The sequence below is a fragment of the Corynebacterium nuruki S6-4 genome, assembly GCF_007970465.1.
Lineage (GTDB): Bacteria > Actinomycetota > Actinomycetes > Mycobacteriales > Mycobacteriaceae > Corynebacterium > Corynebacterium nuruki.
Window position 1 is genome coordinate 648564 of sequence record NZ_CP042429.1, and the last position, 24674, is coordinate 673237.

22 protein-coding genes and 1 tRNA gene are annotated in these 24674 nt (G+C 69.6%); 11 read left to right on the forward strand and 12 right to left on the reverse strand.

Going from position 1 to position 24674, the window contains the following annotated elements; genetic code table 11:
• Positions 1-10 precede the first annotated feature (10 nt).
• Both FSW06_RS02955 and FSW06_RS02960 read left to right on the forward strand, forming a co-directional pair.
• Positions 11-1072, forward strand: coding sequence for a hypothetical protein (locus FSW06_RS02955; protein WP_010118532.1), 1062 nt, complete (start codon positions 11-13; stop codon positions 1070-1072).
• Positions 1069-2217, forward strand: a complete 1149-nt coding sequence (locus FSW06_RS02960) for a quinone-dependent dihydroorotate dehydrogenase (protein ID WP_010118529.1) — start codon at positions 1069-1071, stop codon at positions 2215-2217. Before FSW06_RS02955 ends, FSW06_RS02960 begins: the two co-directional genes overlap by 4 nt.
• Positions 2218-2241: 24 nt before the next feature.
• Here FSW06_RS02960 and FSW06_RS02965 read toward each other — a convergent pair whose 3' ends face one another.
• Positions 2242-2799: a YbhB/YbcL family Raf kinase inhibitor-like protein gene (locus FSW06_RS02965; protein ID WP_010118527.1), complete on the reverse strand. Its 558-nt coding sequence runs from the start codon at positions 2797-2799 to the stop codon at positions 2242-2244.
• Positions 2800-2982: 183 nt separating this feature from the next.
• On the opposite strand from FSW06_RS02965, the gene FSW06_RS02970 reads away from it, so the two are divergent.
• The 3 genes from FSW06_RS02970 (at position 2983) to FSW06_RS02980 (ending at position 4497) form a co-directional block, all read left to right on the forward strand.
• Positions 2983-3071, forward strand: a tRNA-Leu gene (locus FSW06_RS02970).
• 72 nt (positions 3072-3143) lie between these two features.
• Entirely contained in the window at positions 3144-3863 is a 720-nt protein-coding gene (locus FSW06_RS02975; RefSeq protein WP_010118525.1) for a TVP38/TMEM64 family protein, read from the forward strand.
• 19 nt (positions 3864-3882) lie between these two features.
• A complete protein-coding gene (locus FSW06_RS02980; RefSeq protein WP_083826983.1) occupies positions 3883-4497 on the forward strand; it encodes a DNA-binding protein in 615 nt (204 codons plus the stop codon).
• Here the strand turns inward: FSW06_RS02980 and FSW06_RS02985 are convergent.
• The 3 genes from FSW06_RS02985 to FSW06_RS02995 are packed head-to-tail and all read right to left on the reverse strand — an operon-like array spanning position 4400 to position 6963.
• The gene (locus FSW06_RS02985) at positions 4400-5611 is read right to left on the reverse strand and encodes an SPFH domain-containing protein (RefSeq protein WP_416372554.1); all 1212 of its coding nucleotides are present in this window, start codon (positions 5609-5611) and stop codon (positions 4400-4402) included. The two genes, FSW06_RS02980 and FSW06_RS02985, sit on opposite strands and share 98 nt — an antisense overlap.
• Positions 5612-5625: 14 nt before the next feature.
• Positions 5626-6063, reverse strand: a complete 438-nt coding sequence (locus FSW06_RS02990; protein ID WP_010118519.1) for an NfeD family protein — start codon at positions 6061-6063, stop codon at positions 5626-5628.
• A gap of 24 nt (positions 6064-6087) precedes the next feature.
• Positions 6088-6963, reverse strand: coding sequence for a DUF3097 domain-containing protein (locus tag FSW06_RS02995; protein WP_010118518.1), 876 nt, complete (start codon positions 6961-6963; stop codon positions 6088-6090).
• Positions 6964-7002: 39 nt separating this feature from the next.
• On the opposite strand from FSW06_RS02995, the gene FSW06_RS03000 reads away from it, so the two are divergent.
• Positions 7003-7842, forward strand: a complete 840-nt coding sequence (locus tag FSW06_RS03000) for a hypothetical protein (RefSeq protein ID WP_010118516.1) — start codon at positions 7003-7005, stop codon at positions 7840-7842.
• 25 nt (positions 7843-7867) lie between these two features.
• Here FSW06_RS03000 and FSW06_RS03005 read toward each other — a convergent pair whose 3' ends face one another.
• A complete protein-coding gene (locus tag FSW06_RS03005; protein WP_029448707.1) occupies positions 7868-9799 on the reverse strand; it encodes a DIP1281 family NlpC/P60 protein in 1932 nt (643 codons plus the stop codon).
• Between the two features lie 910 nt (positions 9800-10709).
• Here FSW06_RS03005 and FSW06_RS03010 point away from each other — a divergent pair.
• The 4 genes from FSW06_RS03010 (at position 10710) to FSW06_RS03025 (ending at position 15869) form a co-directional block, all read left to right on the forward strand.
• Positions 10710-13523: an aconitate hydratase gene (locus FSW06_RS03010; RefSeq protein ID WP_010118511.1), complete on the forward strand. Its 2814-nt coding sequence runs from the start codon at positions 10710-10712 to the stop codon at positions 13521-13523.
• Between the two features lie 32 nt (positions 13524-13555).
• Complete coding sequence (locus tag FSW06_RS03015) at positions 13556-14119, forward strand: TetR/AcrR family transcriptional regulator (RefSeq protein ID WP_010118509.1); 564 nt, start codon at positions 13556-13558, stop codon at positions 14117-14119.
• Between the two features lie 99 nt (positions 14120-14218).
• The gene (locus tag FSW06_RS03020) at positions 14219-14485 is read left to right on the forward strand and encodes an ACT domain-containing protein (protein WP_010118508.1); all 267 of its coding nucleotides are present in this window, start codon (positions 14219-14221) and stop codon (positions 14483-14485) included.
• Positions 14486-14498: 13 nt separating this feature from the next.
• Positions 14499-15869 (forward strand): PFL family protein, encoded by a 1371-nt coding sequence (locus FSW06_RS03025; RefSeq protein ID WP_010118506.1) that lies wholly within the window; start codon positions 14499-14501, stop codon positions 15867-15869.
• Between the two features lie 27 nt (positions 15870-15896).
• Here the strand turns inward: FSW06_RS03025 and FSW06_RS03030 are convergent, their stop codons facing one another.
• Both FSW06_RS03030 and FSW06_RS03035 read right to left on the reverse strand, forming a co-directional pair.
• Complete coding sequence (locus FSW06_RS03030; RefSeq protein WP_010118504.1) at positions 15897-17159, reverse strand: alpha-hydroxy-acid oxidizing protein; 1263 nt, start codon at positions 17157-17159, stop codon at positions 15897-15899.
• Positions 17160-17331: 172 nt separating this feature from the next.
• A complete protein-coding gene (locus tag FSW06_RS03035; protein WP_010118502.1) occupies positions 17332-18960 on the reverse strand; it encodes an ABC-F family ATP-binding cassette domain-containing protein in 1629 nt (542 codons plus the stop codon).
• A 438-nt stretch (positions 18961-19398) separates the two neighbouring features.
• Between FSW06_RS03035 and FSW06_RS03040 the strand changes: the two genes are divergently transcribed.
• On the forward strand, positions 19399-20529 hold the full coding sequence (locus tag FSW06_RS03040; RefSeq protein ID WP_010118500.1) for a lycopene cyclase family protein: 1131 nt from the start codon (positions 19399-19401) through the stop codon (positions 20527-20529).
• Here the strand turns inward: FSW06_RS03040 and FSW06_RS03045 are convergent.
• From FSW06_RS03045 to sufD, 5 genes are read right to left on the reverse strand one after another with little or no spacing between them, the layout of a single operon-like run.
• Positions 20519-20944 carry a metal-sulfur cluster assembly factor gene (locus FSW06_RS03045; RefSeq protein ID WP_010118498.1) on the reverse strand — a complete coding sequence of 142 codons (426 nt, stop codon included), beginning with the start codon at positions 20942-20944 and terminating at the stop codon, positions 20519-20521. The two genes, FSW06_RS03040 and FSW06_RS03045, sit on opposite strands and share 11 nt — an antisense overlap.
• Positions 20941-21414, reverse strand: a complete 474-nt coding sequence (gene sufU, locus FSW06_RS03050; protein ID WP_010118495.1) for a Fe-S cluster assembly sulfur transfer protein SufU — start codon at positions 21412-21414, stop codon at positions 20941-20943. Before sufU ends, FSW06_RS03045 begins: the two co-directional genes overlap by 4 nt.
• A 32-nt stretch (positions 21415-21446) precedes the next feature.
• Positions 21447-22697 (reverse strand): cysteine desulfurase, encoded by a 1251-nt coding sequence (locus tag FSW06_RS03055; RefSeq protein ID WP_010118494.1) that lies wholly within the window; start codon positions 22695-22697, stop codon positions 21447-21449.
• Positions 22698-22702: 5 nt separating this feature from the next.
• Positions 22703-23467: a Fe-S cluster assembly ATPase SufC gene (sufC, locus tag FSW06_RS03060; protein WP_010118492.1), complete on the reverse strand. Its 765-nt coding sequence runs from the start codon at positions 23465-23467 to the stop codon at positions 22703-22705.
• A 31-nt stretch (positions 23468-23498) separates the two neighbouring features.
• Positions 23499-24674, reverse strand: a complete 1176-nt coding sequence (gene sufD, locus FSW06_RS03065) for a Fe-S cluster assembly protein SufD (protein ID WP_010118490.1) — start codon at positions 24672-24674, stop codon at positions 23499-23501.

A 24674-nucleotide genomic window follows, 5' to 3' on the forward strand; every position in this document is an offset into this window, starting at 1 on the left:
CGTGACACCTGTGAAACGCCTGTCCATCATGCTCGCCGGCACCGCAGCTGCCGCACTGACCCTGACCGGCTGTTCAGACCAGGTCTACGACAATGACGACCCGGACGGTGACACCGTCGTCGGCGTGGCCGCCACCCCCGGTGACTCGCCCGCCGCCGTGTCCCCGGTCGGGACCGTGACCGGAGGTTCCCCCGTGCAGGGGGTGGCCCGCGCCGGGGCCGGGAAGTCCGGCGCCCCGGTCGCCCTGCTCGGTGACGGCAGCCTCACCGTCGGTCCCCTGTCCGCGGTGGCCGACGGCTCCGCCCGTCGGGTCGATGTCCCGGCCGACTGCGACCGCATCTCCTCCGCCGTCGACGGCGTGACCCTCGCCTGCGGCGACAAGGTCCTGCTTCTCGACGCCACCGGGAAGACGACCCGCACCGTCGACACCGGCGGCACCCTCACCTCGGCCGTCGCCGCGCCCGACGGGTCGGTGGCGGTCACGAAGGAAGGTACCGACAAGGTGACCTGGTACGGCTCCGACGGTGCGGAGACCGGCAGTGAATCGGTCACCGCGACCGGATCGGACGCCCTGCTGGTCGGCAACGACCGCAACGACGACCACGACGGCGTCCAGTGGCGTGGCGTGGTCGTCGACGCCGGCCAGTCCAGCGTCACCGACATCGACATCTCCGGGCACCAGCGGCAGGCCGGACTCCGGGTCGGCCAGGGCGTGGGCACCGTCTCCGCCGGCTACCTGCCCGACGGTGTGTTCGTCGCCTCGGACCCCCGCCAGGACCAGGCGCTGGTCTACACGATGACCGACCTCGTCCGGCACACCCAGGCCGTCCCCACCGGCCCCGGACCGTGGGCCACCCTGTGGGACGCCGACCGGCAGATCATGTGGGTCTCCACCACCGGCGACAACACCCTCACCGGCTACCGGCTGTCCTCGGGCACCCCGGTCTCCGTCGGCAGTGTCAGGACCGTCGCCGCGGTCCGGCACCTCGTCGACGACGGTTCCGGCGACCTGCTGGTCGTCGGCGCCGACGGCAGCCGTGAACTCATCGACGACAAGGATCTCCCGGCATGACCCCCGCCTCCACTGTGTCCCCAGTGTCCCCTGTGTCTGCTGCGTTCCGTGCCCTCCGCGGACTCGTCTACCGCGGCTCCCTCGGCCTCATGTTCCGGCTGCGTCCGGAGCGGATCCACGGCCTCATGGCCACCGCCCTGCACACCGCCGCCGGGATCACCCCGGTACGCCGCGGCCTGCGGGCACTGCTTCCGGTGACCGACCCGGTGCTCGCCCAGCGCATCGCCGGGCTCGACGTCCCGCGCCCGCTGGGCCTGGCCGCCGGGTTCGACAAGGACGCGACGATGGCCGACATCTGGGGGCCGCTCGGTTTCGGCTTCGCCGAAGTGGGCACGGTCACCGCCGTCGCCCAGCCGGGCAATCCCACGCCGCGGATGTTCCGCTTCCCCGGCGATCACGCCATCCTCAACCGGATGGGCTTCAACAACCACGGTGCGCTCGCCGCCGCCCGCCAGCTGGCCGGACGCCGGGAGTACGCCGAGCCGGTGGGAGTGAACCTCGGGAAGACGAAGAAGACCCCCGCCGAGGTCGCCCCGGCGGACTACTTCGAGTCCGCCCGCGCGGTCCACGCCGTCGCCGACTACCTCGTCATCAACGTCTCCTCCCCCAACACCCCCGGTCTGCGGGATCTGCAGGCGGTCGAGAGTCTGCGTCCGATCGTGGCCGCGGTCCGCCGGGCCAGTGACCGCCCGTTGTTCGTCAAGATTGCACCGGACCTCTCCGACGAGGACGTGGACGCCGTCACCGACCTCGCCCTCGAACTCGACCTCACCGGTCTCATCGCGACCAACACGACGATCAGCCGGGACGGTCTGACCGGCTCCCCCGCCGTGATCGCCTCCTACGGGGCCGGCGGGATCTCCGGACCGCCGGTGGCGGCGCGCGCCCTGACGGTGCTGCGCCGGATCCGGCACCGTGCCGGCGACCGGCTCGTCCTCATCGGCGTCGGCGGTATCGAGACACCGCAGCAGGCCTGGGAGCGTATCGGCGCCGGAGCAGACCTCCTCCAGGGCTTCACCGGGTTCATCTACGGTGGCCCGGACTGGATCCGGGACATCCACCTGGGTCTGGCCGACCAGGTGCGGCGCCACGGTCTGCCGTCGATCTCGGCGGCCGTGGGCCGTGAGCTGGAGTGGCTCGACTGACCGACCGGCCCGGTGCCCCGGGACTCAGTTCTCGGCCCAGCCCCACAGGATCGCGCGGGCGGAGGCCTGGAAGTTCAGGCTGAAGCCGAGGATCGTCGGGCTGGAGCTGTCCCGGATGTCGAGCCGGGTCGGCACCGCGTGGACGACGTAGAGGTAACGGTGGGGGCCGTGGCCGGCGGGCGGCTCGGCACCGTAGTAGCCGCGGCTTCCGGAGTCGCCGCGCAGCGCCACCGCCCCGTCCGGCAGACCCGACAGTTCACTGTCCCCGGCGCCGGCGGCCAACGAGGTCACCGAGGCGGGGATGTTGAACACGGCCCAGTGCCAGTAGCCGGCACCGGTGGGGGCGTCCGGGTCGTAACAGGTCACCGCATAGGTCTCGGTCCCTTCGGGGGCGCCGCTCCAGGACAGCTGCGGGGAGACGTCGCTCCCGCCCAGCTGGGCGGCCGGGAGCCGGTCGCCGTCGGCGAAGTCCTCGCTGGTGAGGGTGAAGGTCGGGAGGTCGGTCAGCGGGGCGTAGGGGTCGGGGCCCGGGAACCGGTCCGAGATGTAGGTCGGTTGGTGGTTGCGCGCGGAATCAGTCATACCGTCAAGTATGCCGAACCCGTCGACACCCTGCAGGAACAGGTTATACCGATATATGGATTCGGCCGGAGCGGCAGGACCCGCCCCGGAACGTGTCAGCAATTTGTCAACGCCGGACCCCGGCAGGTACAGTGTGCGGAGTCCACGGCACAGCGCAGCAGCTGGGCGGTGTACTCCATCCATGTCCGGGTGGCGGAATGGCAGACGCGCTAGCTTGAGGTGCTAGTGTCCTATTAACGGACGTGGGGGTTCAAGTCCCCCTCCGGACACCACGGGAAGACCCACCGGCACGGTGGGTCTTTTTTCGTCCGCTACCGTATCCGACGCCACGGGAGGAGGTCGGGGTGAAACCCCTGCTCCGTGATCTCCTCACCGGGTGGCGCCGGCTGCCCACCAGTGTGCAGCTCGCCCTGCCGACCCTCCTGGTCGTCCTCGTCGCGGCGGGCTTCCTCCTTCCCCTGCCGGACGCCTCGACCCTGCGGGACGCGATCGCCGCCACCGGGGGGTGGGCCCCCCTCGCCTATCTGCTGCTCATGGTCACCGTGACCCAGCTGCCGGTGCCCCGGACGGTGTGGACCGTGGCGGCCGGTCTGCTGTTCGGGGCCTGGACCGGGTCCCTCCTCGCCCTCGGCGGTCTCCTGCTCTCGGCCGGGCTCTCCTTCCTGCTGATCCGCCGGCTCGGGCGCGGACTCGTCCACCGCACCGCCGACCTCCGGCAGATCGCGGTCCTGCAGGCCCGCCTGGAACAACGCGGCTGGATCAGCGTCCTGGGGCTCCGGATGATCCCCGCCGTCCCCTTCACCCTCCTCAACTACGCCTGCGGACTCTCCCGGATCCCGGTGGCCCCGTATCTCACCGCGACCGTCGCCGGTTCCGCCCCGAACACGGTCGCCACCGTCGTCGCCACGGACGTGATCGTCACCGGAGGGAACCCCTGGACACTCGGCATCACCGTGGTGACCGCCGCGCTCGGACTCGGACTGACCGTCCGCGAAAGCAGGATCCTGGGCCGACCGCAGACCGGGCCCCCGCACACTCCCCCTGAGGTCAAGGCGACAGAGTAGACAGCGTAGACTGGGCGGCATGTTCGCCATCCATGCGCTCTACCGCGGCCACGCCCGCCGACGGGGCGATTACGTCCGTGAAATTGCCGGGGCCCTCGCCGGGAGCCGGGCCGTCACCGACGCGACGATCCTCGCCCCCGACGCGTTCGTCCTGCTCTCCCCGGACGCCGACAGCACCACCACGGTCGTCCTCAACCTGCTGCAGGTCGGCGACTTCGCGGTCGGCATCGGCGCAGTGCTCCCGGACGCCGATGACGGGGACGCTGACCCCGACCACCTCACCGCCGCGGCCGAACGTGCCCTCGCCGGCAACCGCCGGGCCGGCGCGGTCAGCGCACGCATCGAGCAGCCGGGACCGGGCGGAGCCCAGGCGCCCGGGCACGCGGTCGACGTCGCCGACGACATCGCCGCCGCCTTCACCCTCATCGCCCACCTGCTGAGCAGGCGGACGGCCGAGGGGCGGGAGGCGACGGCACTGATGCGGCAGGGGTACCTGCAGACCGAGGCGGCGGAGATGGTCGGGATCTCCAAACAGGCTATGTCCCAGCGTCTGGCTGCGGCGGGCTGGCAGGCTGAGCAGGCGGGGTGGACGTTGGCGGTTCATATGCTCGCGCGTGTCGGGACGCTGCGCTGACAGCCGGGTCGTCGACGGCCTCCTCCTCGGCCACACTGCGGTTGGCGACGGCATTCGCCTCGGCCACCGCCTTCGCGATCTCGGGGGCGGACTCGGTCTTGAACCAGTCCTCCGAACTCGTCTCGTTGGCCTCCTCCCGCACACTGTCGTCGACCTCCGGCGGTTCGTAACGGAACACCCCGTCGTCGCCCTTGTCCGCGAAGGACTTCGCGAACTTCTCCAGCGAGTCACCGAACTGCATCGGCAGCATCCAGACCTTGTTCGCGTCGCCCTGCGCCATCTCCGGCAGCTTCTCCAGGTACTGGTAGGACAGGACCTCCGGAGTGATGCGTGCCGCCTTGATCGCCGCGGCGACCTTCTGGATCGCCTTCGCCTCACCCTGCGCCTCCAGGTACTTCGCGGCGCGCTCACCCTCGGCCCGCAGGATCCGCCCCTGCCGCTCGGCCTCGGCGGCGAGGATCTGGGCGTGCTTCTCACCTTCCGCACCGAGGATACGGGCCTGTTTCTCACCTTCGGCGGTCTTGATGTCGGACTCCCGCCGGCCCTCGGCGGTGAGGATCATCGCCCGCTTCTCCCGGTCCGCCTTCATCTGCATCTCCATGGACTGCTGGATCGACGGCGGCGGATCGATGGCCTTGAGCTCCACGCGGCTGATGCGCAGACCCCATTTCGTCGTCGCCGCGTCCAGCTCCCCACGCAGCCGCCGGTTGATGACGTCGCGGGAGGTCAGGGTCTCCTCCAGCGTCATGCCGCCGACGACGTCACGCAGCGTGGCGACGGAGATCTGCTCGACACCGACGATGTAGTTGTTGACCCCGTAGATCGCCCGTGCCGCATCGTTGATCTGGAAGGTCACGACAATGTCGATGGCCACCGTGAGGTTGTCCTGGGTGATGACCGCCTGCGGCGGGAAAGACACGACCTGCTCACGGGTGTCCACCTTGTCGCGGACGCGGTCGATGAAGGGCACCAGGATCGTCAGTCCCCCGGACACGGTCCGGATATAGCGGCCGAGACGTTCGATGACGGCCGCCTCCCCCTGTGGAATCAGGGCGACCGCCTTGACGAGGAGGACGACAACGAGCACCAGGACGACGATCAGGAGAACAGCCAGCACACTCACGGTCCTCACACTCCTTTCCACACCACTGCGGTGGTGCCGTCGATGGAGACGACCTGCACACGGTCCCCTTCACTGAACATGTCCCCGGGGTGTGCCGCCCGGGCCGACCAGATCTCACCGTTGACCCGGACCTGGCCTGTCGTGTCGGTCGAGGTGACCGGGACCAGGACCACAGCGTCCATCCCCTCCAGCTCGCGCGGCGTGAACGCCGTGATCTCCGAACTGTCCACGACACGGCGGCGCAGAGCCGGCCGGACCAGCAGGACCGTGCCCAGGGCGGCGACGACGAAGACGCAGACCGTGGCCCAGACCGGGATCCCGGTGACCGCGACACCGGCGGTCACCAGGGCGGCGACGCCCAGCATGAGGAGCGTGAAGTCCATGACGAGGAGTTCACCGATCGCGAGCACCGCTGCCGCGATCAACCAGATGAGCGGGACCATGTGACCCAGCCTACAGAAATACCGTCATTCCCCGACCGTGACGAAGTCCACCAACCGTTCCACGGCGCCGATCAGCGTGGCGTCCAGGTCACGGAACGTGTGGACCGACGAGTAGACCCGACGCCAGCCGTCCTGCGGCGTCCCCCAGCCGAGCCGCCGGCACACCCCGGTCTTCCAGTCCTCGCCGCGCGGCACCCGGGGCCACGCACTGATCCCCACCGACGCCGGCTTCACCGCCTCCCAGATGTCGATGTACGGGTGACCGGTGACCATGACATGCCGGGCGACCGCCGGGTCCAGACCGGCGACGAGCCGGCTCTCCTTCGACCCCTCGACGAGGTGGTCGGCGAGGACGCCCACCCGGCGCTCCGGTCCCGGACCGAACGCCGCGAGCATCTCCGGCAGGTTGTCCAGACCCTCGATGAACTCCACGACCACTCCCTCGACGCGCAGGTCATGACCCCAGACCTGTTCAACGATGGCGGCATCGTGGAGTCCCTCCACCCAGATCCGTGACGGGGCGGCGACTTTCGCCCGCACATCCGCGACCCGACGCGACCCCGAATTCGACCGCTGCTCCGGCACCGGCACCTGCTGCTGCCCGACATAGCGGGTCAGGGTGACCCGCCGGCCGTCGACGAGGAAGCCGCCGGGCCGCATCTTGAACAGCCGTTCCCGGCCGTGCCGGTCCTCCAGCCGGACGAAGTTCCCGTCGTAGGTCTTCTCGAAACCGGTCACCGCCCCGACCCATCCCTCGGACAGGTCCTCAACGACGAGCCCCGGCGCCGCCGGGACCTCCGGGGGCGGCGGCGGACGGTGGCCGCCGCCGTGTCCCCTCCCGTGTCCGCTCCCGTCTCCGCCGCCGAGCACGTCCGCACCGTACCTGTCACTGAAACCCATGGGAGCCCACTCTAGAGGGGCGCGTCTAAGGTGGGACGAATGACTCACCCCGGTACCTCGCTGCGCGAGCAGCTCTGGTCACCTGTCCAGAACTCCACCCTGTGGCTCGGCTGGTGGCTCCACGGCCTGCTCTCCACCGACGACCTCATCGACGCCTTCCAGGACGTCCAGGGACCCGCCCATGTCCTGCGGACCGATCCGGCCGCCGACGACCCCTTCGACGGACGTCTCGGACAGGCCGGATCCCGCCCCACCGGTCTCGTCGACCTGTTCCACGCCGTGCGCGAGGTGACCCGCGACGCCCCGGTCGGACTCGCCGAGCGTCCCCTGGTCGGACTGGCCCTCGCCGGCGCGGGCGATCCGCCGCCGCTACCCGCCGGCAGCAACGGTGCCGTCGCCGTCACCGAGACCGGTGCCGGCATCACCGTGGCGGACGCCGACCCCGACGTCACCCACGTCGCCGTCCCCCGTGTCCTCGACCGCTCCCTCGTCGAATGGACCTGGTACCGGTGCGAAGGGCGTGGCGTCCCCGCCCCGGTCCTCGGGCCGGGGGACGCCGACCGGATGCTGCGGGACGCCACCGACCGCGCCGCCGGCCTCGTCGCCGCCTCCGGGACGCCGCCGATGCGGCACACCGCGCCCCGTCTCGCCGTCGGCGCGCTGAGCGACGCCTTCGGCCTGCCGGGTCTTCCCCCCGGGGTGGCCACCCGGGCGGCGAAGCTCATGGCCCGGGCGGATGTCGTCGCGTCGATCATCGAGGTGACCAGGTCATCCAACGCCGGGGCGGGCCTCGATCCCCTCCTGCTCCCCCTGTCACGCGCAGTGCGCACCGCACGGACGACTGCTGTCGACCATGCGATGCGCGAACTCCTGCGTTAACTCCCCGAGCCCCTCGACCCTGCGGTCACTCGATCATCCGGGTGGCCATCGGCTGGATGCCGTCCCACCGGACGTCGGAGACGTGGACGTCGGACCCGGATTCGGGGGCCTCCAGCATCTTGCCGTCGCCGAGGTAGAGGGCGACGTGGGTGCCGCCGCCGGGACCCCAGAACAGCATGTCGCCGCGCTTGGCCTGGTCGACCGGCACCTGGGTGCCGGCGGTGTACTGGTAGCCGGAGTAGTGGTCGAGCTGGATGCCGACAGCGTAGAACGCGTACATCATCAGCCCCGAGCAGTCGAAGCCGGTCTTCGCGTAGTCGCCGTAGGAGTCGGCCACGCCGCCGTCCCGGATGCCGAGGGTCGGGCCGAACCAGTTGCCGCCGCCCCAGGCGTACTGCACGCCCAGCTGCGTCATCCCGCGGTCGATGACCCGCTCGATCTTGTCGCTGACGGATCCGGAGGTGTCGGGGTCGCTGGTGTCGCCGGTGTTGCCCGTGTCGCCTGAACCACCGTTTCCACCGGATCCCCCGGAGGTCCCCGGCGTCGAGGACTCGTCCGGGGCCCCGGACTCGGGACGGCCGGCCACGGGCAGACCCGCGTAGGCGTCCGACGCGGCCTGCTGTCCGGCCTGTCCGGCGGCCGACAGGGACGCCGTGGCGTCTCCACCACCGAGGAAGGTCGAGGCACCGGCGTAGGCGGCGGCACCCGCCGCACTGAAGAGTCCGTCGATGGCGGACTGCCGGCGGTCGTCACCGGCGTCGGAGGCGTCGAAGCTCGACGGTGCCTCGTAGGTCTGTGCCGTGGCGTCGGCCCCGGACTGCTCGGCAGGCTCAGTTGCCTCAGCTGCCTCAGCCGACTCCGTACCGTCGTCGGCACTGCTGTCGGCGGCGGGGTCGGTCGTGGTCTGCTCTGTGGTGGCCTGTTCAGTCGTGGCCTGTTCAGACGTGGCCGTGCCGGTGGTACCTTCCCCGGTATCACCGGCGGGGGCGGTCGTCGTGACATCCACCTTGGTGTCCACCGCCGGAGCCTGCGCCGCCGGGGTCCCGGCGGCCTGCGGCACGGCGGGGGCACTCGCGGCGTTGTCGGCACTGTCGGCGCTGTCCCCGGCCGGAGCGGCCGGAGTCGAGGCAGGAGCCTTGTCCACCGCAGCTTCTGCGGCGCGGCGCTTGTCGAACGAGGTCGCACCCGGGTCGGACGCCGCGACCGAGTCGACCGCCTTGCGTGCCGCCTCGAGCTTGGCCCGTGCCTGGTCCGCCGCCGCACGCAGCTGCTGGACCCGGCCGGTCTTCTCCGCGACCGAACCCAGGACGTCGTCGTAGGCGGACTGGGCGGTGTTGTGGGCGTCCACCGCCGCGGCGACCTTCTCGTCGGCGCCGTTACGGGCGTCGCGCAGCGAGGATTCCTCGTTCGCCGCCTCGGTCCGGCTGCGGTCCAGCCGCTCGACCTCACTCTGCTGCTTCTCGGCGGCCATGCGGAGATAGGTGGAGCGGTCGAGTGAGTCGGAGGCTGCGTCCCCGCCGGCGGCCACGGCCACCGGCGAGGCGTCCCCACCCTGCGTGTACGCCGACCGTGCCAGGCCGTCCAGCTTGTCCTGCGCCTTGTCGACGTCGGTCTGGGACCTGCCCAGCCGGTCCTTCGCCGACATGACGTCATCCTGGGCCTGCTGTGCCTCGCGCTGGCTGTGCTCGACATCGACGCGGGCCTTGTTGACGGACTCGCGGAGGCCGCCGAGCTCGCTCTCGGCGCCGGCGGCCTCCTTCTCGGCGTCGGAGACCTTCCCGACGAGGTCCGCCAGGTAGGACTCGGCCCCCTCGGTACGGTCCGCGGCCGCCGGGTCGGCGATCGCGGTCGAGGCATGGGCGGCGAGACCGGCGGTGACCGCCACGGCCAGCAGCGCCCGGCTGGACCGGGTGCTGGCGCCGCGGGCCCTGCCACGGGTTCTCAGTCGAAGTGCCACGTTGTTCTCCTCGTGGGTGGTGGACGAAAAATGCTCCACCGTCCCGTCGGCTGCCTGCCACCGCACTTCCCCATGCGGTGGCGAGAGCGCCCGTCCGGTCCGGCATCCCGGTGGATGACCGGGAGCGTCACTGTCCGGTACCGACCGATTCCGGTGATGTCGGGAAAGGATCTCGCCTCGCCCGTCACGCCGATATCTGTTCGTTACCAAATGACGACACGTGCACCGTAGGGCAGCTCATGCACCATCCGAAACCTCGACAACGTGGACAACTTCAGAACCATTCGTCACATCCGTCACGCCATATGGCTTGACCTGCAGAGATCGGTTACCAAACTGTGATTGTGATCTATGTCACACCTCCGTAACGCACGGCGTGTCGGGTTGCGGCAGACACCTGGAACATCCCCTCAAGCTCTAGATTGCCTTCACCAACGACAAGTCTTTTTCCTTGACTAGTCGGCTATGCCACCTCGGGGACGCCGAGTACGCGCCCCTCCCTGCCCCTCCCCGCTCTCTCCGGCAGGTCCGACGCGCCCGGGCCGGGTGGCCGACAGTGCCGGAGCGGCCCTGCCGGACAATGCCGGATCCGGACGATCTTCCCGATTCAGGTAAGCATCGCTTTAGTTATGGAAGCGACCCGACTTTCCGTCACTAATTCGCGGAGTTTCCGCACGCGAGTCAGCCACCCCCAAAAGAACAGCGCTCTGAAAAGGGATTATGTAGCAATACGTCCGTACTGTTAAGATGGTCGCGACGGATCAGAGTTACCTGCTGCACAATAGTGGCAGACCTCCGTGGGCGTCTCCTGAGACGTCGGGACCAGATCCACGGTCCCCGCACGGAGGGGACGTCTGACAAACGTCATACAACGACGACTCATAACGAGAAGAGATTCAGGAGCACTCACGTGACTGAAAGCAAGAACTCGTTCGGTGCCAAGGGGACACTCGAGGTTGGCGACCGCACGTACGACATGTTCCGCCTCAGTGCGGTCCCGGGCATGGAGAAGCTGCCCTACTCCCTGAAGGTCCTCGGCGAGAACCTCCTCCGTAACGAGGACGGGGCGAACGTCACCCGGGAGCACATCGAGGCCCTCGCGAACTGGGATCCCTCCGCGGAGCCCAGCATCGAGATCCAGTTCACCCCGGCCCGCGTGGTCATGCAGGACTTCACCGGTGTCGCCTGCGTGGTCGACCTGGCCACCATCCGCGACGCGGTCGTCGCCCTCGGCGGTAACGCCGACGACGTCAACCCGCTGAACCCGGCCGAGATGGTCATCGACCACTCGGTCATCATCGAGAACTTCGGTGACGAGTCCGCGCTCGAGAAGAACGTCGACATCGAGTACCAGCGCAACGCCGAGCGTTACAAGCTGCTGCGGTGGGCCACCGGCGCCTTCGACAACCTGCGCGTCGTCCCCCCGGGAACCGGCATCGTCCACCAGGTCAACATCGAGTACCTGGCCCGTTCCGTCTTCGACAACAACGGCCTGGCCTACCCGGACACCTGTGTCGGTACCGACTCCCACACCACGATGGAGAACGGCCTGGGCATCCTGGGCTGGGGCGTCGGCGGCATCGAGGCGGAGGCCGCCATGCTCGGCCAGCCGATCTCCATGCTGATCCCGCGCGTCGTCGGCTTCAAGCTGACCGGTGACATCCCGGTCGGCGTCACCGCCACCGACGTGGTGCTGACCATCACCGACATGCTGCGCCAGCACGGCGTGGTCGGCAAGTTCGTCGAGTTCCACGGCAAGGGCGTCTCCAAGCTGCCGCTCGCCAACCGTGCCACCATCGGCAACATGTCCCCGGAGTTCGGTTCCACCGCCGCGATCTTCCCGATCGACGAGGAGACCATCAAGTACCTGCGCCTGACCGGCCGTGACGAGGAGACCCTCGCCCGCGTCGAGGCTTACGCCAAGGAGCAGGGCATGTGGCTGGACGCCGAGACGGCCGACGAGAACGAGCCGACCTTCTCCGAGTACATGGAGCTCGACCTCTCCACCGTCGTCCCCTCCATCGCCGGCCCGAAGCGCCCGCAGGACCGCATCGAGCTGTCCGACTCCAAGGCACAGTTCCGCAAGGACCTGCACAACTACACCGACAGCACCTCGGGCTCCCAGGACGCCCAGGACTTCGTCGCCGAGGGCGGCAACGTCGGCGGCCACACCGGAAACCCGGCCACCGCGGGCGACGCCAAGGGCAACATCCCCTCGGCCGCTCTCGGTAACGAGGGTCGTCCCTCGAACCCGATCGAGGTCAACTACGACGGTCAGGACATGATCCTCGACCACGGTATGGTCGGCATCGCCTCCATCACCTCCTGCACCAACACCTCCAACCCGTCGGTCATGGTCGGCGCCGGTCTGCTCGCACGCAAGGCCGCCGCCAAGGGCCTGAAGTCCGCTCCGTGGGTCAAGACCTCGGTCGCCCCGGGTTCCCAGGTCGTCACCGGCTACTTCGAGAAGGCCGACCTGTGGAAGGACCTGGAGGCCATGGGCTTCTACCTCGTGGGTTACGGCTGCACCACCTGCATCGGTAACTCCGGCCCGCTGCCGGAGCCGATCTCGAAGGGCATCAACGACGCCGACCTGGCCGCCACCGCGGTCCTGTCCGGTAACCGTAACTTCGAGGGTCGCATCTCCCCCGACATCAAGATGAACTACCTGGCGTCCCCGATCCTGGTCATCGCCTACGCGATCGCCGGCACCATGGACTTCGACTTCGAGACCCAGCCGCTCGGCCAGGACCAGGACGGCAACGACGTCTTCCTCAAGGACGTCTGGCCCTCCACCGAGGAGATCGAGGACGTCATCAAGTCCTCCATCTCCCAGGAGCTCTACACCGCCGACTACGCGGACGTCTTCAAGGGCGACCAGCGCTGGCAGTCCCTGCCCGTGCCGGAGGGCAAGACCTTCGCATGGGACGAGAAGTCCACCTACATCCGCCGCGCCCCGTACTTCGACGGCATGAGCACCGAGCCGGAGCCCGTCAAGGACATCCACAGCGCCCGCGTGCTGTGCCTGCTGGGCGACTCGGTCACGACCGACCACATCTCCCCGGCGTCCTCGATCAAGCCCGGCACCCCTGCCGCGCAGTACCTGGACTCCTTCGGTGTGGAGCGCAAGGACTACAACTCGCTGGGTTCCCGCCGTGGTAACCACGAGGTCATGGTCCGCGGTACCTTCGCGAACATCCGCCTGCAGAACCAGCTGCTCGACGGTGTCTCCGGTGGCTACACCCGCGACTTCACCCAGGAGGGTGGCCCGCAGTCGTTCATCTACGACGCCTCCGTCAACTACGCCAACGAGGGCACCCCGCTGGTCGTCCTCGGTGGTAAGGAGTACGGCACCGGTTCCTCCCGTGACTGGGCCGCCAAGGGCACCCTGCTGCTGGGCGTCAAGGCCGTCATCGCCGAGAGCTTCGAGCGTATCCACCGCTCCAACCTCATCGGCATGGGCGTTGTCCCGCTGCAGTTCCCGCAGGGCGAGTCCTGGAAGTCCCTGGGCCTCGACGGCACCGAGACCTTCGACATCGACGGTATCGAGAAGCTGAACGAGGGCTCCACCCCGGAGACCGTGCACGTCACCGCCACCAAGGAGGACGGCACCACCATCGAGTTCGACGCGGACACCCGCATCGACACCCCCGGTGAGGCCGACTACTACCGCAACGGCGGCATCCTGCAGTTCGTTCTCCGCAACATGATGAAGAACGCCTAACACCGTTCCTCACCGGGAGAAGGACGCAGCCCATGCCGAAGGTCAGCGAAAGCGACCTTTCCGAGCGTCGGAGCGAAATCCTCCTCGGTGCCCGTGAGTGCTTCGTCTCCCACGGGTACGACGGTGCGACGGTGTCGCGGTTGGAGAAGACGACGGGCAAATCGCGCGGCGCCATCTTCCACCACTTCCACAACAAGGAGACCCTCTTCCGCGAGGTCGCCCACCGGGACATGCAGCTCATGACCCGGTTGGCCTCCGAGCGGGGCATGATCGGCCTGATCAGGTACATCCTCGATGAACCTGAGCTCGCCGAATGGTGGAGCCTCCGGGTGGAGATCACGCGGCGCATCCGCACCGACGGTGAGCTCCACACCACGTGGGACGCCGACCAGCGCGCTCTCAAGCAGGCGGTCACCGCCCGTCTCGAGGAACAGCGTGCATCGGGTCGGCTGCGCACCGACATCTCCACCGAGACCACACTCCAGCTCCTGGAGCTGGTCCTGGAGGGGGTCATGGCGCACCTCGCGTCAGACCGCGGCAGCGACCGCCTGCCGGCCGCACTCGACATCGTCGAGCACTCCCTGCGGGCGTCCTGACCCCCGACGCTGCGGACAAGGTCCCAGCACCCGCCACCCACCGTCCGCCCTGCGGACCGGTGGGTGGCGGTGTCTGTCCCCCGGGTACCATGAGGGGCCATGATCGCGATCATGACCGTCACCGGACGGGACCACACCGGCATCGTCGCCGCCGTCGCCACCGCGTGCGCCGACCTGGACATCAACATCCGCAACATCTCCCAGACCATCATGGACGAATGGTTCACGATGATCCTCCACGTCGGTCTCCCCGACGATCTCGACGTCTCCACCCTCGACGACCGGATGGCACAGGTCGAGGACGCGGAGAAGCTCGTCATCACGGTGCAGTCCCAGGCCATCTTCGACGCGATGCACACCATCTAGGGGATCCGGACACATGACCGCTTTCCTCCCCTCCGCCTCGATCCTCGAGACCATCGCGATGATCAGCCGCTACCGGCTGGACATCCGCACCGTCACCATGGGGATCAACCTGCTGCCCTGCGTCCGGGCCACCCCGGCCGCGACGTGCACCGCCATCTACGACCATGTCACGACCCGCGCGAAGGACCTCGTGTCCGTCGCCCGGGGCATCGAGCATGAACTGGGTATCCCGATCGCGAACAAGCGGGTCTCCGTCACGCCGGTGGCGATCGTCGCCTCCGCCGTCCCCGACTGCGACCCGGTGGACATCGCCCGCGCCCTCGACCGGGCGGCCGCCGAGATCGGTGTCGACTTCATCGGCGGCTACTCGGCCCTCGTCGAGAAGGGCGGCACGGCGGCCGACAAACGCCTCATCCGCTCCATCCCCGAGGCGCTCAGCACCACCGACGTCGTCTGCTCCTCGGTGAACATCGGCTCCTCCCGCGCCGGCATCAACATGAACGCGGTCGCGGAGATGGGCCAGGTCGTCCGGGACTGCGCCGAGGCGACGGCCGACACCGGCTCGATCGCCGCCGCGAAGCTCGTCGTCTTCTGCAACGCCGTCGGTGACAACCCCTTCATGGCGGGCGCCTTCCACGGTGTGGAGGAACCGGACTGCGTCATCAATGTCGGGGTCTCCGGCCCCGGCGTCGTCGACCGGGCCGTCGCCGCCATGCCCGCCGAGGCCTCCCTCAACACCGTCGCCGAGGAGATCAAGAAGGCCGCCTTCAAGATCACCCGCACCGGCCAGCTCGTCGGCACGATGGCCGCCGAACGTCTCGGAGTGCCGTTCGGCATCGTCGACCTGTCGCTGGCCCCCACGGCGGAGATCGGCGACTCGGTCGCCCACATTCTCGAGCACATGGGGGTCGGCCAGGTGGGCACCCACGGCACGACCGCGGCACTCGCCCTGCTCAACGATGCGGTGAAGAAGGGTGGCATGATGGCCTGCTCCCGCGTCGGCGGACTGTCCGGATCCTTCATCCCGGTCAGTGAGGACGCCGGCATGATCGACGCCGTCAGGGCAGGAACCTTGTCCGTCGACAAGCTTGAAGCCATGACCGCCATCTGCTCGGTCGGACTCGACATGATCGCGGTGCCCGGCGACACCAGCGCCGCCACCATCGCCGGCATGATCGCCGACGAGGCCGCCATCGGCATGATGAACCACAAGACCACCGCCGTCCGCGTCATCCCGGCCATCGGCCGCAGTGTCGGCGACGACATCGACTTCGGCGGCCTGCTGGGCCACGCGCCGGTGATGCCCGTCCACGAGGTCCCCACCACCGACTTCGTCGGCCGCGGTGGTTTCATCCCGGCGCCGGTCCACGGCTTCCGGAACTGACCGTCCCCCGGGCGGGCCCGCCCGCCCTCAGGTCAGCGCCGTGGTGAGATCGAGCTCAGCGAGCACATTGCCGATGACCTCCTCCACACCCCGCTGACCGCCGGCGGCCAGGCCGTACATGTGCGGCCGGCCGAGCAGCACCGCGTCGGCTCCGCACGACAGCGCCACCGCCACGTCCCGCCCGGTGCGGATCCCCGAATCGAACAGCAGCGGGAAGGCGTCCCCGACGGCACCCCGGATCTCGCGCAGCGCGTCGAGGGAGGCGACGGCGTTGTCGACCTGACGGCCACCGTGGTTCGAGACCACGATCGCGTCGGCCCCCGCCTCCACCGCCGACAGGGCGTCCCGCGGATCCAGGATGCCCTTGAACACCACCGGCAGGGTGGTCCGCTCCGTGACCGTCGCCAGCAGGTCCCAGTCCAGCCCCGGATTGGAGTAGATGTCGAGGAAGGTCTCGACGGCGGCCCGCGGCTCCGGGCTGAGCAGGTTGCGCAGTGCCCGGCCCGGATGGTGCCGGGCGATCGACAGCAGGGACGCCACGGCCGCCGGGGTCACCTTCACCCCACCGATGCCGCCGGCGGTGCCTGCGGCCAGCCGGTCCCGGACGATCTCCAGGAACCGGTTGTCCGACAGGTACTGGGCGATTCCCTGGCCCCGGGAGAACGGCAGCGATCCGAGATTGAGGTCCTGCGGCCGCCAGCCGAGGACCGTCGTGTCCAGAGTGACGACGAGGGCGGACGCGCCGGACGCCTCCGCCCGGGCGATGAGATGGTCCACCAGCTGCTCATCGGTCGACCAGTACAGCTGGAACCAGTGCCGGGCCGCCGGGTCGACCGCCCGCATCGCCGCGACGGTCTCCTCGAGCGGTGAGCTGCCCTGGTTGCTGATGATGTACGGCGTGCCGGTCGCCGCCGCGGCCCGTCCGACGGCCAGGTCGGCGTCCTCCCGGACCAGGGCACCGGCGCCCACCGGGGCCAGCAGGACGGGATTGTCGTACCGGCCGCCGGGCAGGGTGACCGACAGATCCCGACGGCTCCGGTCCACCCCGACCCGGGGCACCAGGCGGACGGCGTCCAGCGCCTCCCGGTTGTTGACCATCGTGCGGCCCTCACCGGCCCCGCCGGCGATGTAGGCCCAGGCCTTCCGCGACATGCGGCGGCGGGCGGCGCGTTCGAGTCCGGCGGCGTCGGTGGGGACGGTCGGCCGGATCCCTGCCACACCGGCGCGGTAGACCGTGTCCTGCCGGATCCGGCCCGGGCCGGGGCCGCTCATGTCACTGGGGGAAACCATGTCCCCGAGCCTATCCGGCCGGGCGCTCCCCGACGCCGGTTCGGCGATCTGCGCCGGATGACCCCCTGTCAGCATCGCGCGACGACAGGATGGTCCGGACCCCCTCCGACCATCCTGGCGTCGCGCGATGCCGACATCGCCGACATCGCCGGCGTGCGCCCCGCTGCGTCCCCTACGCCAGCTCCACGATGTCCATGTAGGCGTCGCTCCACAGGTCCTCGTCGCCGTCGGGCAGCACGATGACCCGCTCCGGCTCCAGGGCCTTCACCGCACCCGGGTCGTGGGTGACCAGGACGACGGCGCCGGTGTAGGTGCGCAGGGCGTCCAGCACCTGCTCACGGGACTGCGGGTCGAGGTTGTTCGTCGGCTCGTCGAGGAGCAGCACATTCGCCCGGGAGCTGACCAGGGTGGCCAGCGCCAGACGGGTCTGCTCACCGCCGGAGAGCGTGCCGGCCGGCTGGTTGAGCTGGTCACCGGAGAACATGAAGGCACCCAGCAGTCCGCGCAGGTCCTGCTCATCGGAGTCCGGGCAGGCGGCGATGGTGTTCTCCCAGACGGTGGCGTCCGGGTCGATGGTGTCGTGCTCCTGCGCGAAGTAGCCGATCTTCAGGCCGTGCCCGGAGACGATGCCGCCCTCGCCGTCGGTGCGCTCCACTCCGGCGAGCAGCTTGAGCAGGGTGGTCTTGCCGGCACCGTTGTAGCCGAGGACGACCACCCGCGAACCCTTGTCGATCGCCAGGTCCACCCCGGCGAAGACCTCGAGGGAGCCGTACATCTTCGTCAGCCCCTTGGCGAACAGCGGCGTCTTGCCGCACGGGGCCGGTTCCGGGAAGGAGATGTGCGCGACGTGGTCCTCCTGGCGCACCTCGTCGAGGCTGCCGATCATCTTGTCGGCGCGGGCGAGCATCTGCTTGGCGGCGGCGGCCTTCGTCGCCTTGGCGCCGAGTTTCGCGGCCTGCTTGCGCAGGGCGTCCGCCTTCTTCTCCGCGTTGGCCTTCTCCCGGCGGCGGCGGGCCTCGTCGGTGGCGCGGGCGTCGAGGTACTTCTTCCACGTCATGTTGTAGACGTCGGCCTCGCCGCGGACGGCGTCGAGGAACCAGACCTTGTTCACGACATCCTCGAGCAGGTCGACGTCGTGGGAGATCATGACGAGCCCACCCTCGTGCTTCTGCAGGAAGCCGCGGAGCCAGTGGATCGAGTCGGCGTCGAGGTGGTTGGTCGGCTCGTCGAGCAGCAGGGTGGTCTGCGAGCGGCCGGAGCCGGCGGTGGCGGCGAAGAGGATCTGGGCGAGCTCCACACGGCGGCGCTGACCACCGGAGAGGGTCTTGAGCTGCTGGTCGAGGATCCGCTGCGGCAGGCCGAGGCCGTCGCAGATGCGGGCGGCCTCGGAGTCCGCCTCGTAGCCGCCGAGGGCACTGTACTGTTCCTCGAGCCGGCTGTACTTCCCGATGGCGGCGTCCCGCTGGACGTCCGTGCCCGCCTCCATGAGCTCCTGCTGCCGCTCCATCGACGACCGGAGCTTGTCGAGTCCGCGCGCGGAGAGGATACGGTCGCGGGCGGACTGCTCGATGTCACCTTCCTTGGAGTCCTGCGGCAGGTAGCCGATCTCGCCCGAGGTGACGACCTTGCCGCCGTAGGGCTCGGTCTCCCCCGACAGGATCCGCATGGTGGTGGTCTTGCCGGCACCGTTGCGCCCGACGAGCCCGATACGGTCGCCGGGCTGTACCCGCAGCAGCTGGCCGGGGGCGTCAAGCAGCGTCCGTGCCCCCACCCGGACTTCAAGATCCTGAGTAACAATCACAACGGTCCAGCATATCACGACGGCAGACGGGCTCCTGCACCGGTGAACGGGGACGCAGTCGTGGGGACGGGCGCCGCGCTCTCCGCCTCCCGCCCTAGGCGGAGAGAGCCGCGACGGTACCGTGGTCACCATGGTCACCGTGGGCGACCCGTCCACCACTTCCGCTGAAGAACCGGAGATACCCGCCCCACTCCGGCAGAGTCCTGCCGGAGGTTTCTTCCCGCGGACTACCGGTAGCGTATCTGCTGTCCGGGCCGGTGGCAGGAAGTTCCCCGGAATACCCGCGACAGCACGTTGTTTCGGGGGTGAACTCTGTTTCGGATTGTCGCACTGCTCCGATATCATCCCAGGTGGATGCCGCACCGGAATTTTTCCGGACGCCGCACCCCGGGGGTGGCCGCCGCCACCGACCATCCGATGTCAGGAGACTGTCAGACCATGCACATCGCCGTCCTCGGTCTCGGACCCGCCGGCGCCGTTCTCGCCCACCGTGCCGCCGTCCGGGGCTGGACCGTCGACGCCTACGACCCCGCCGCCACCCCGCCGCTGCCGCCGCAGTGGCCGGGCAGCTACGGCGTCCCGCTCGACGCCCTGCCCGGGTGGGCCCGGACCGTCATCCCCTTCGGCGACGTGGCCCGCACCCTGCGGGCCCATACCCCGGAAGCCCGTCTCCTCGACCTCGGCCCCTACGCGATGATCGACCGGACGGCGGTCCGGGAGCGGCTCGCGCCCGGGGTACGGATCCATGCCCGCCGCATCACTGATCCGGACGCCGCCGGCCTGGGTGTGGACGCCGTCGTCGACTGCCGCGGTGTGGTGGACCGCCCCGGGGCGGTCCGGCAGGTCGCCTACGGCATCGTCGTCCCGGCGGACGCGGCGCGGGCCGCCGGATACACCGCCGCCGAATTCATGGACTGGCGGCCGGCCGCGGGACCGGACCCCGACCCGGACGCTGTCCCGAGCTTCCTCTACGTCCAGCCGGTCGACGGTGGCGTTCTGCTGGAGGAGACAGTGCTGGCGACCCGGCGCCGGACCCGGGACCTGCTGCCGGTGCTGCGCGACCGGCTGCTGGCCCGGCCGGGGCTGGCGGGCCTGGATGCGGTGCGCACCCGGGAGGAACGGGTGCACTTCCCCATGGACCGCCGCCGACGCCCCTGGTACCGGGGAACCGATGAGCGGGGTGTCGCCTGTTTCGGGGCGGCCGGTGGTCTCACGCATCCGGCGACCGGGTACTCGGTGGCCGCCGCGGTCGCCGGTGCCGACCGGATGCTCGATCTGCTGGCCGCGGGCCGGGTGCCCCGCAGGATCCGCTGGTCTGCGGCGGCGGCCTGGCGGCTCCGGCTGCTCGGTGCCGAACTCATCGTCCGGGCCGACGGGCCGGTCCTGCAGCGGTTCTTCGACGCCTTCTTCCGGCTGCCGGCCACACTGCAGCGCGGCTACCTCGGCGGGCAGCAGGCCGGTCCGGTCGCGGCGGCGATGCTCGCCCTGGCCCGGTACCCCCGCCGGGTCCTCCCCTTCCTCCGGCCGCTGCCGGCGGCGGTGCGGGCGGCCCTCAGAATCAGACGCTGAAGCCGAGGTAGCGGAGCTGCTCGCGGCCTTCCTCGTTGATCATGTGCGGGCCCCACGGCGGGGACCACACCCAGTTGATCCGCAGGCTGGCGACACTGTCGACGGTGCCGATGACGGCCGCCTGGGTCTGGTCCTCCAGCATGTCGGTCAGCGGGCACGCCGGGGAGGTCAGCGTCATGTTGATGACCGCCTCGGTGCCCTCCATCCAGATGTCGTAGACCAGGCCGAGGTCGACGACGTTGATGCCGAGCTCGGGGTCGATGACGTCGAGCATGCACTCCTCGATCTGGCCGGCGAGGAAGACCTCGTGGTCGGTCTGCTCGGCCGGCGGCTGCGGCACGGCGTCCAACGGGTTCGGGTCCATCTCCGGTGCCGTGGGCTCGGTGGTGTCCGTGCCGGTGTTCTCGTCACTCATCGTGAACCGTCCTCTCCGTCTCCGTCGCGGGTCGCTCCCGCGTCAAGTGCGGCGGCCTCGAAGGCCTTCCATCCCAGCAGGGCGCATTTGACCCTGGCCGGGTAGCGGGACACCCCGGCGAAGGCCACTCCGTCGCCGATGATGTCCTCGTCACCCTCCTCGGCGCCGCGGGAGGTGACCATCTTCTCGAACTCGGCGAGCTTGCCGAAGGCCTCCTCGACCGGCCGGCCGATGATCTCCTCGGCCATCACCGAGGTAGAGGCCTGGCTGATCGAGCAGCCGAGGGCGTCGTAGGACACGTCCGCCACGGTCTTCCCGTCGTCGCTGAGGTGCACGCGCAGGGTGACCTCGTCGCCGCAGGAGGTGTTCACGTGGTGCACCTCCGCCTCGAACGGGTCGCGCAGGCCCGCGTGCTGCGGGTGCTTGTAGTGGTCCAGGATGACCTCCTGGTACATCGATTCCAGTTTCACTGGCTCGCTCTCTTCCCTGGCCGCCGGCTCGTCTACCGGGTGCCGAAAAATTCCTGGGCGTGGCGCACACCGTCGGCCAGCGCGTCCACCTCGTCACGGGTGTTGTACACGTAGAAGCTCGCCCGCGCGGTGGCCTGCACCCCGAGGCACCGGTGCACCGGCCAGGCGCAGTGGTGCCCCACCCGGATGCAGATGCCCTGGTCGTCGAGGACCTGTCCCAGGTCGTGCGGGTGGATGCCGTCGACCACGAAGCTCACCGCCGAACCGCGGTTCTCCGCGGTCGTCGGCCCGATGATCCGCAGGCCGTCGATCTCCTGCAGTTTCTCCAGCGCGTAGGCGGTGAGGTCGTGCTCGTGGGCGGCCACGGCCGCCATGCCGAGCCCTTCCAGGTACTCCACCGCGGCACCGAGTCCGACGACCTGCGAGGTCATCTGGGTGCCCGCCTCGAACCGCTGCGGCGGCTCGGCGAAGGTGGTCTTCTCCATCGTCACGACCTCGATCATCGAGCCGCCGGTGAGGAACGGCGGCAGCGCCTCGAGCAGGTGCTTCTTCCCGTACAGGACGCCGACCCCGTTGGGGCCGAGCATCTTGTGCCCCGAGAAGGCCGCGAAGTCGACGTCGAGGGCGTGGAAGTCCACCGGCATGTGCGGCACCGACTGGCAGGCGTCGAGGACGAACAGGGCCCCGACCGCGTGGGCGCGGCGCACCGCCTCGTCGACGTCCAGCTGTGCGCCGGTCACGTTCGACTGGTGGGACAGTGCCACGACCTTGGTCTTCTCCGACAGCTCCAGGCTGTCGAGGTCGATCCGGCCGTCCGGGGTGGCCTTGTACCAGCGCAGGGTCGCACCGGTGCGCAGCGCGAGTTCCTGCCACGGCACGAGGTTGGCGTGGTGCTCGACCTCGGAGATGACGATCTCGTCGCCCTCACCGACGGCGTACCCGCCGGCGCGCCGGTCACCGAGGATGAAGGCGACCTCGTTGAGCGCCTCGGTGGCGTTCTTGGTGAACGCGATCTCCGGGTCGTCGGCGCCGACGAACCGCGCGATGCGGTCGCGGGCGGACTCGTAGGCGTCGGTCGCCTCCTCGGCCAGCTGGTAGGCACCGCGGTGCACCGGGGCGTTGTGGTGGAGCAGGAAGTCCCGCTCGGCGTCGAGGACCTGCAGCGGACGCTGCGAGGTCGCCCCCGAGTCCAGGTAGACGAGCGGACGCCCGTCACGCACCGTGCGCGACAGGACCGGGAAGTCCGCGCGCACGGCCGCGATATCGTAGGTGGCTGAGGTCATGTCGGTCACGCCTTCGCCGTGTACTTCTCGTAGCCGTGCGCCTCGAGCTCCGCGGCCAGCTCCGGGCCGCCGGACTCCACGACGCGCCCGTTGGCGAAGACGTGGACGAAGTCGGGCTTCACGTAGTTGAGGATGCGCTGGTAGTGGGTGATCAGCAGCAGGCCGCCGTTCTCCCGCTCCTTGTAACGGTTGATCCCCTCGGACACGATGCGCAGTGCGTCGACGTCCAGGCCCGAGTCGGTCTCGTCGAGGATGGCGAACTTCGGCTTGAGCAGCGACAGCTGCAGGATCTCGTGGCGCTTCTTCTCACCGCCGGAGAAGCCCTCGTTGACGGACCGCTCGGAGAAACTCGGGTCGATGTCGAGTTCCTCCATCGCCGCCCGGGTCTCCTTGACCCAGGTCCGCAGCTTCGGGGCCTCGCCGCGCACGGCGGTGGCCGAGGAGCGCAGGAAGTTGGCCATCGACACGCCCGGCACCTCGACCGGGTACTGCATGGCGAGGAACAGGCCGGCGCGGGCCCGCTCCGAGACGTCCATGTCCAGCAGGTTCTCCCCGTCGAGGAGGACCTCGCCCTCGGTGATCTCGTACCGGGGGTGGCCGGCGATCGCGTAGGACAGGGTGGACTTGCCGGAACCGTTCGGGCCCATGATGGCGTGGGTCTCGCCGGAGTTGATGGTGAGGTTCACGCCGTGCAGGATCGGCTTCGGCTCCTCGCCCTCCTCCTGGGGGACAACCTGGGCGTGGACGTTCTTGATCTCGAGAGTGCTCATGAAAATGTTCTTTCTGTTGTGCGGGGTGGGGTCAGAGGACGGTGTTCTCGAGTTCGCGCTCCACCACGTCCTCGAGGCTGTCGCGGACGTCCTCGACCGGGACCCGGCGGATGACGTCGGAGAAGAAGCCGCGGACGATGAGGCGGCGTGCCTCGCTGTCGGGGATGCCGCGGGACATGAGGTAGAACATGTGCTCGTCGTCGAAGCGGCCGACGGTGGCCGCGTGGCCGGCGCCGACGATCTCGCCGGTCTGGATCTCCAGGTTCGGCACGGCGTCCGCCCGGGCACCCTCGGTGAGCACCAGGTTGTTGTTCTTCTCGTAGGTGTCGGTGCCGGTGGCGTCCGGCCGGATCAGGCAGTCGCCGATCCAGACGGTGCGGGCCTCGGAGCCGTGGCGGCCCGACTCACCCTGCAGCGCGCCCTTGTAGAGCACGTTGGAGCGGCAGTTCGGCTGACTGTGGTCGATGAGCAGCCGCTGCTCGAAGTACTGGCCGGCGTCGGCGAAGTACACGCCGAGCATCTCGGCGTCCCCGCCCGGACCGGCGTAGCGCACGTGCGGCAGGGAACGGACCACGTCGCCGCCGAAGACGGCGGTGGTGTGACGGATGGTGGCGTCCCGCCCGACGAGGATGTGCGAGTTGGACAGGTGCACCGCGGTACGGTCCCAGTCCTCCCAGACGACGGCGGTCAGTTTCGCCCCGTCACCGAGCACGTACTCGATGTTGTCGGACTGGACGCCGGCACCCTCGAAGCGGATGACGACGACAGCCTCGGCGAAGGCACCGAGCTCGATGACCGTGGTGCCGTAGCCGGTGGCGTCCTCACCGGAACCGGTGACGGTCACGGTCACCGGCTTGTCCAGGACGGTCTCCGGGTCGATGAGGATGTGGTCGGCGACCGTGCAGTTGGTCCATGCCTCGGCGGCCGGCCGGTCGACCGGCAGGCCGGCGCGGCCGACCCGCTCGTCGTCCATCGGCAGTTCGGAGACGGTGACCCCGGACTGGTCGGCGGTGTCGATGTCGATCCGCTGCCGGGCGGCCGGGGCGGCCGAGCCGTTCTGCAGCCCGCGCAACCGGCGCAGCGGGGTGAAGCGCCAGTCCTCGTCCCGGCCGTAGGGGACAGGGAAATCCTCGGGGTCCGTGGACTGGAACCGGTCGCCCTTGGTGGGGGTCCGGTTGGCCGGGGTGAGTGTAGTCGGGGTGGTCAT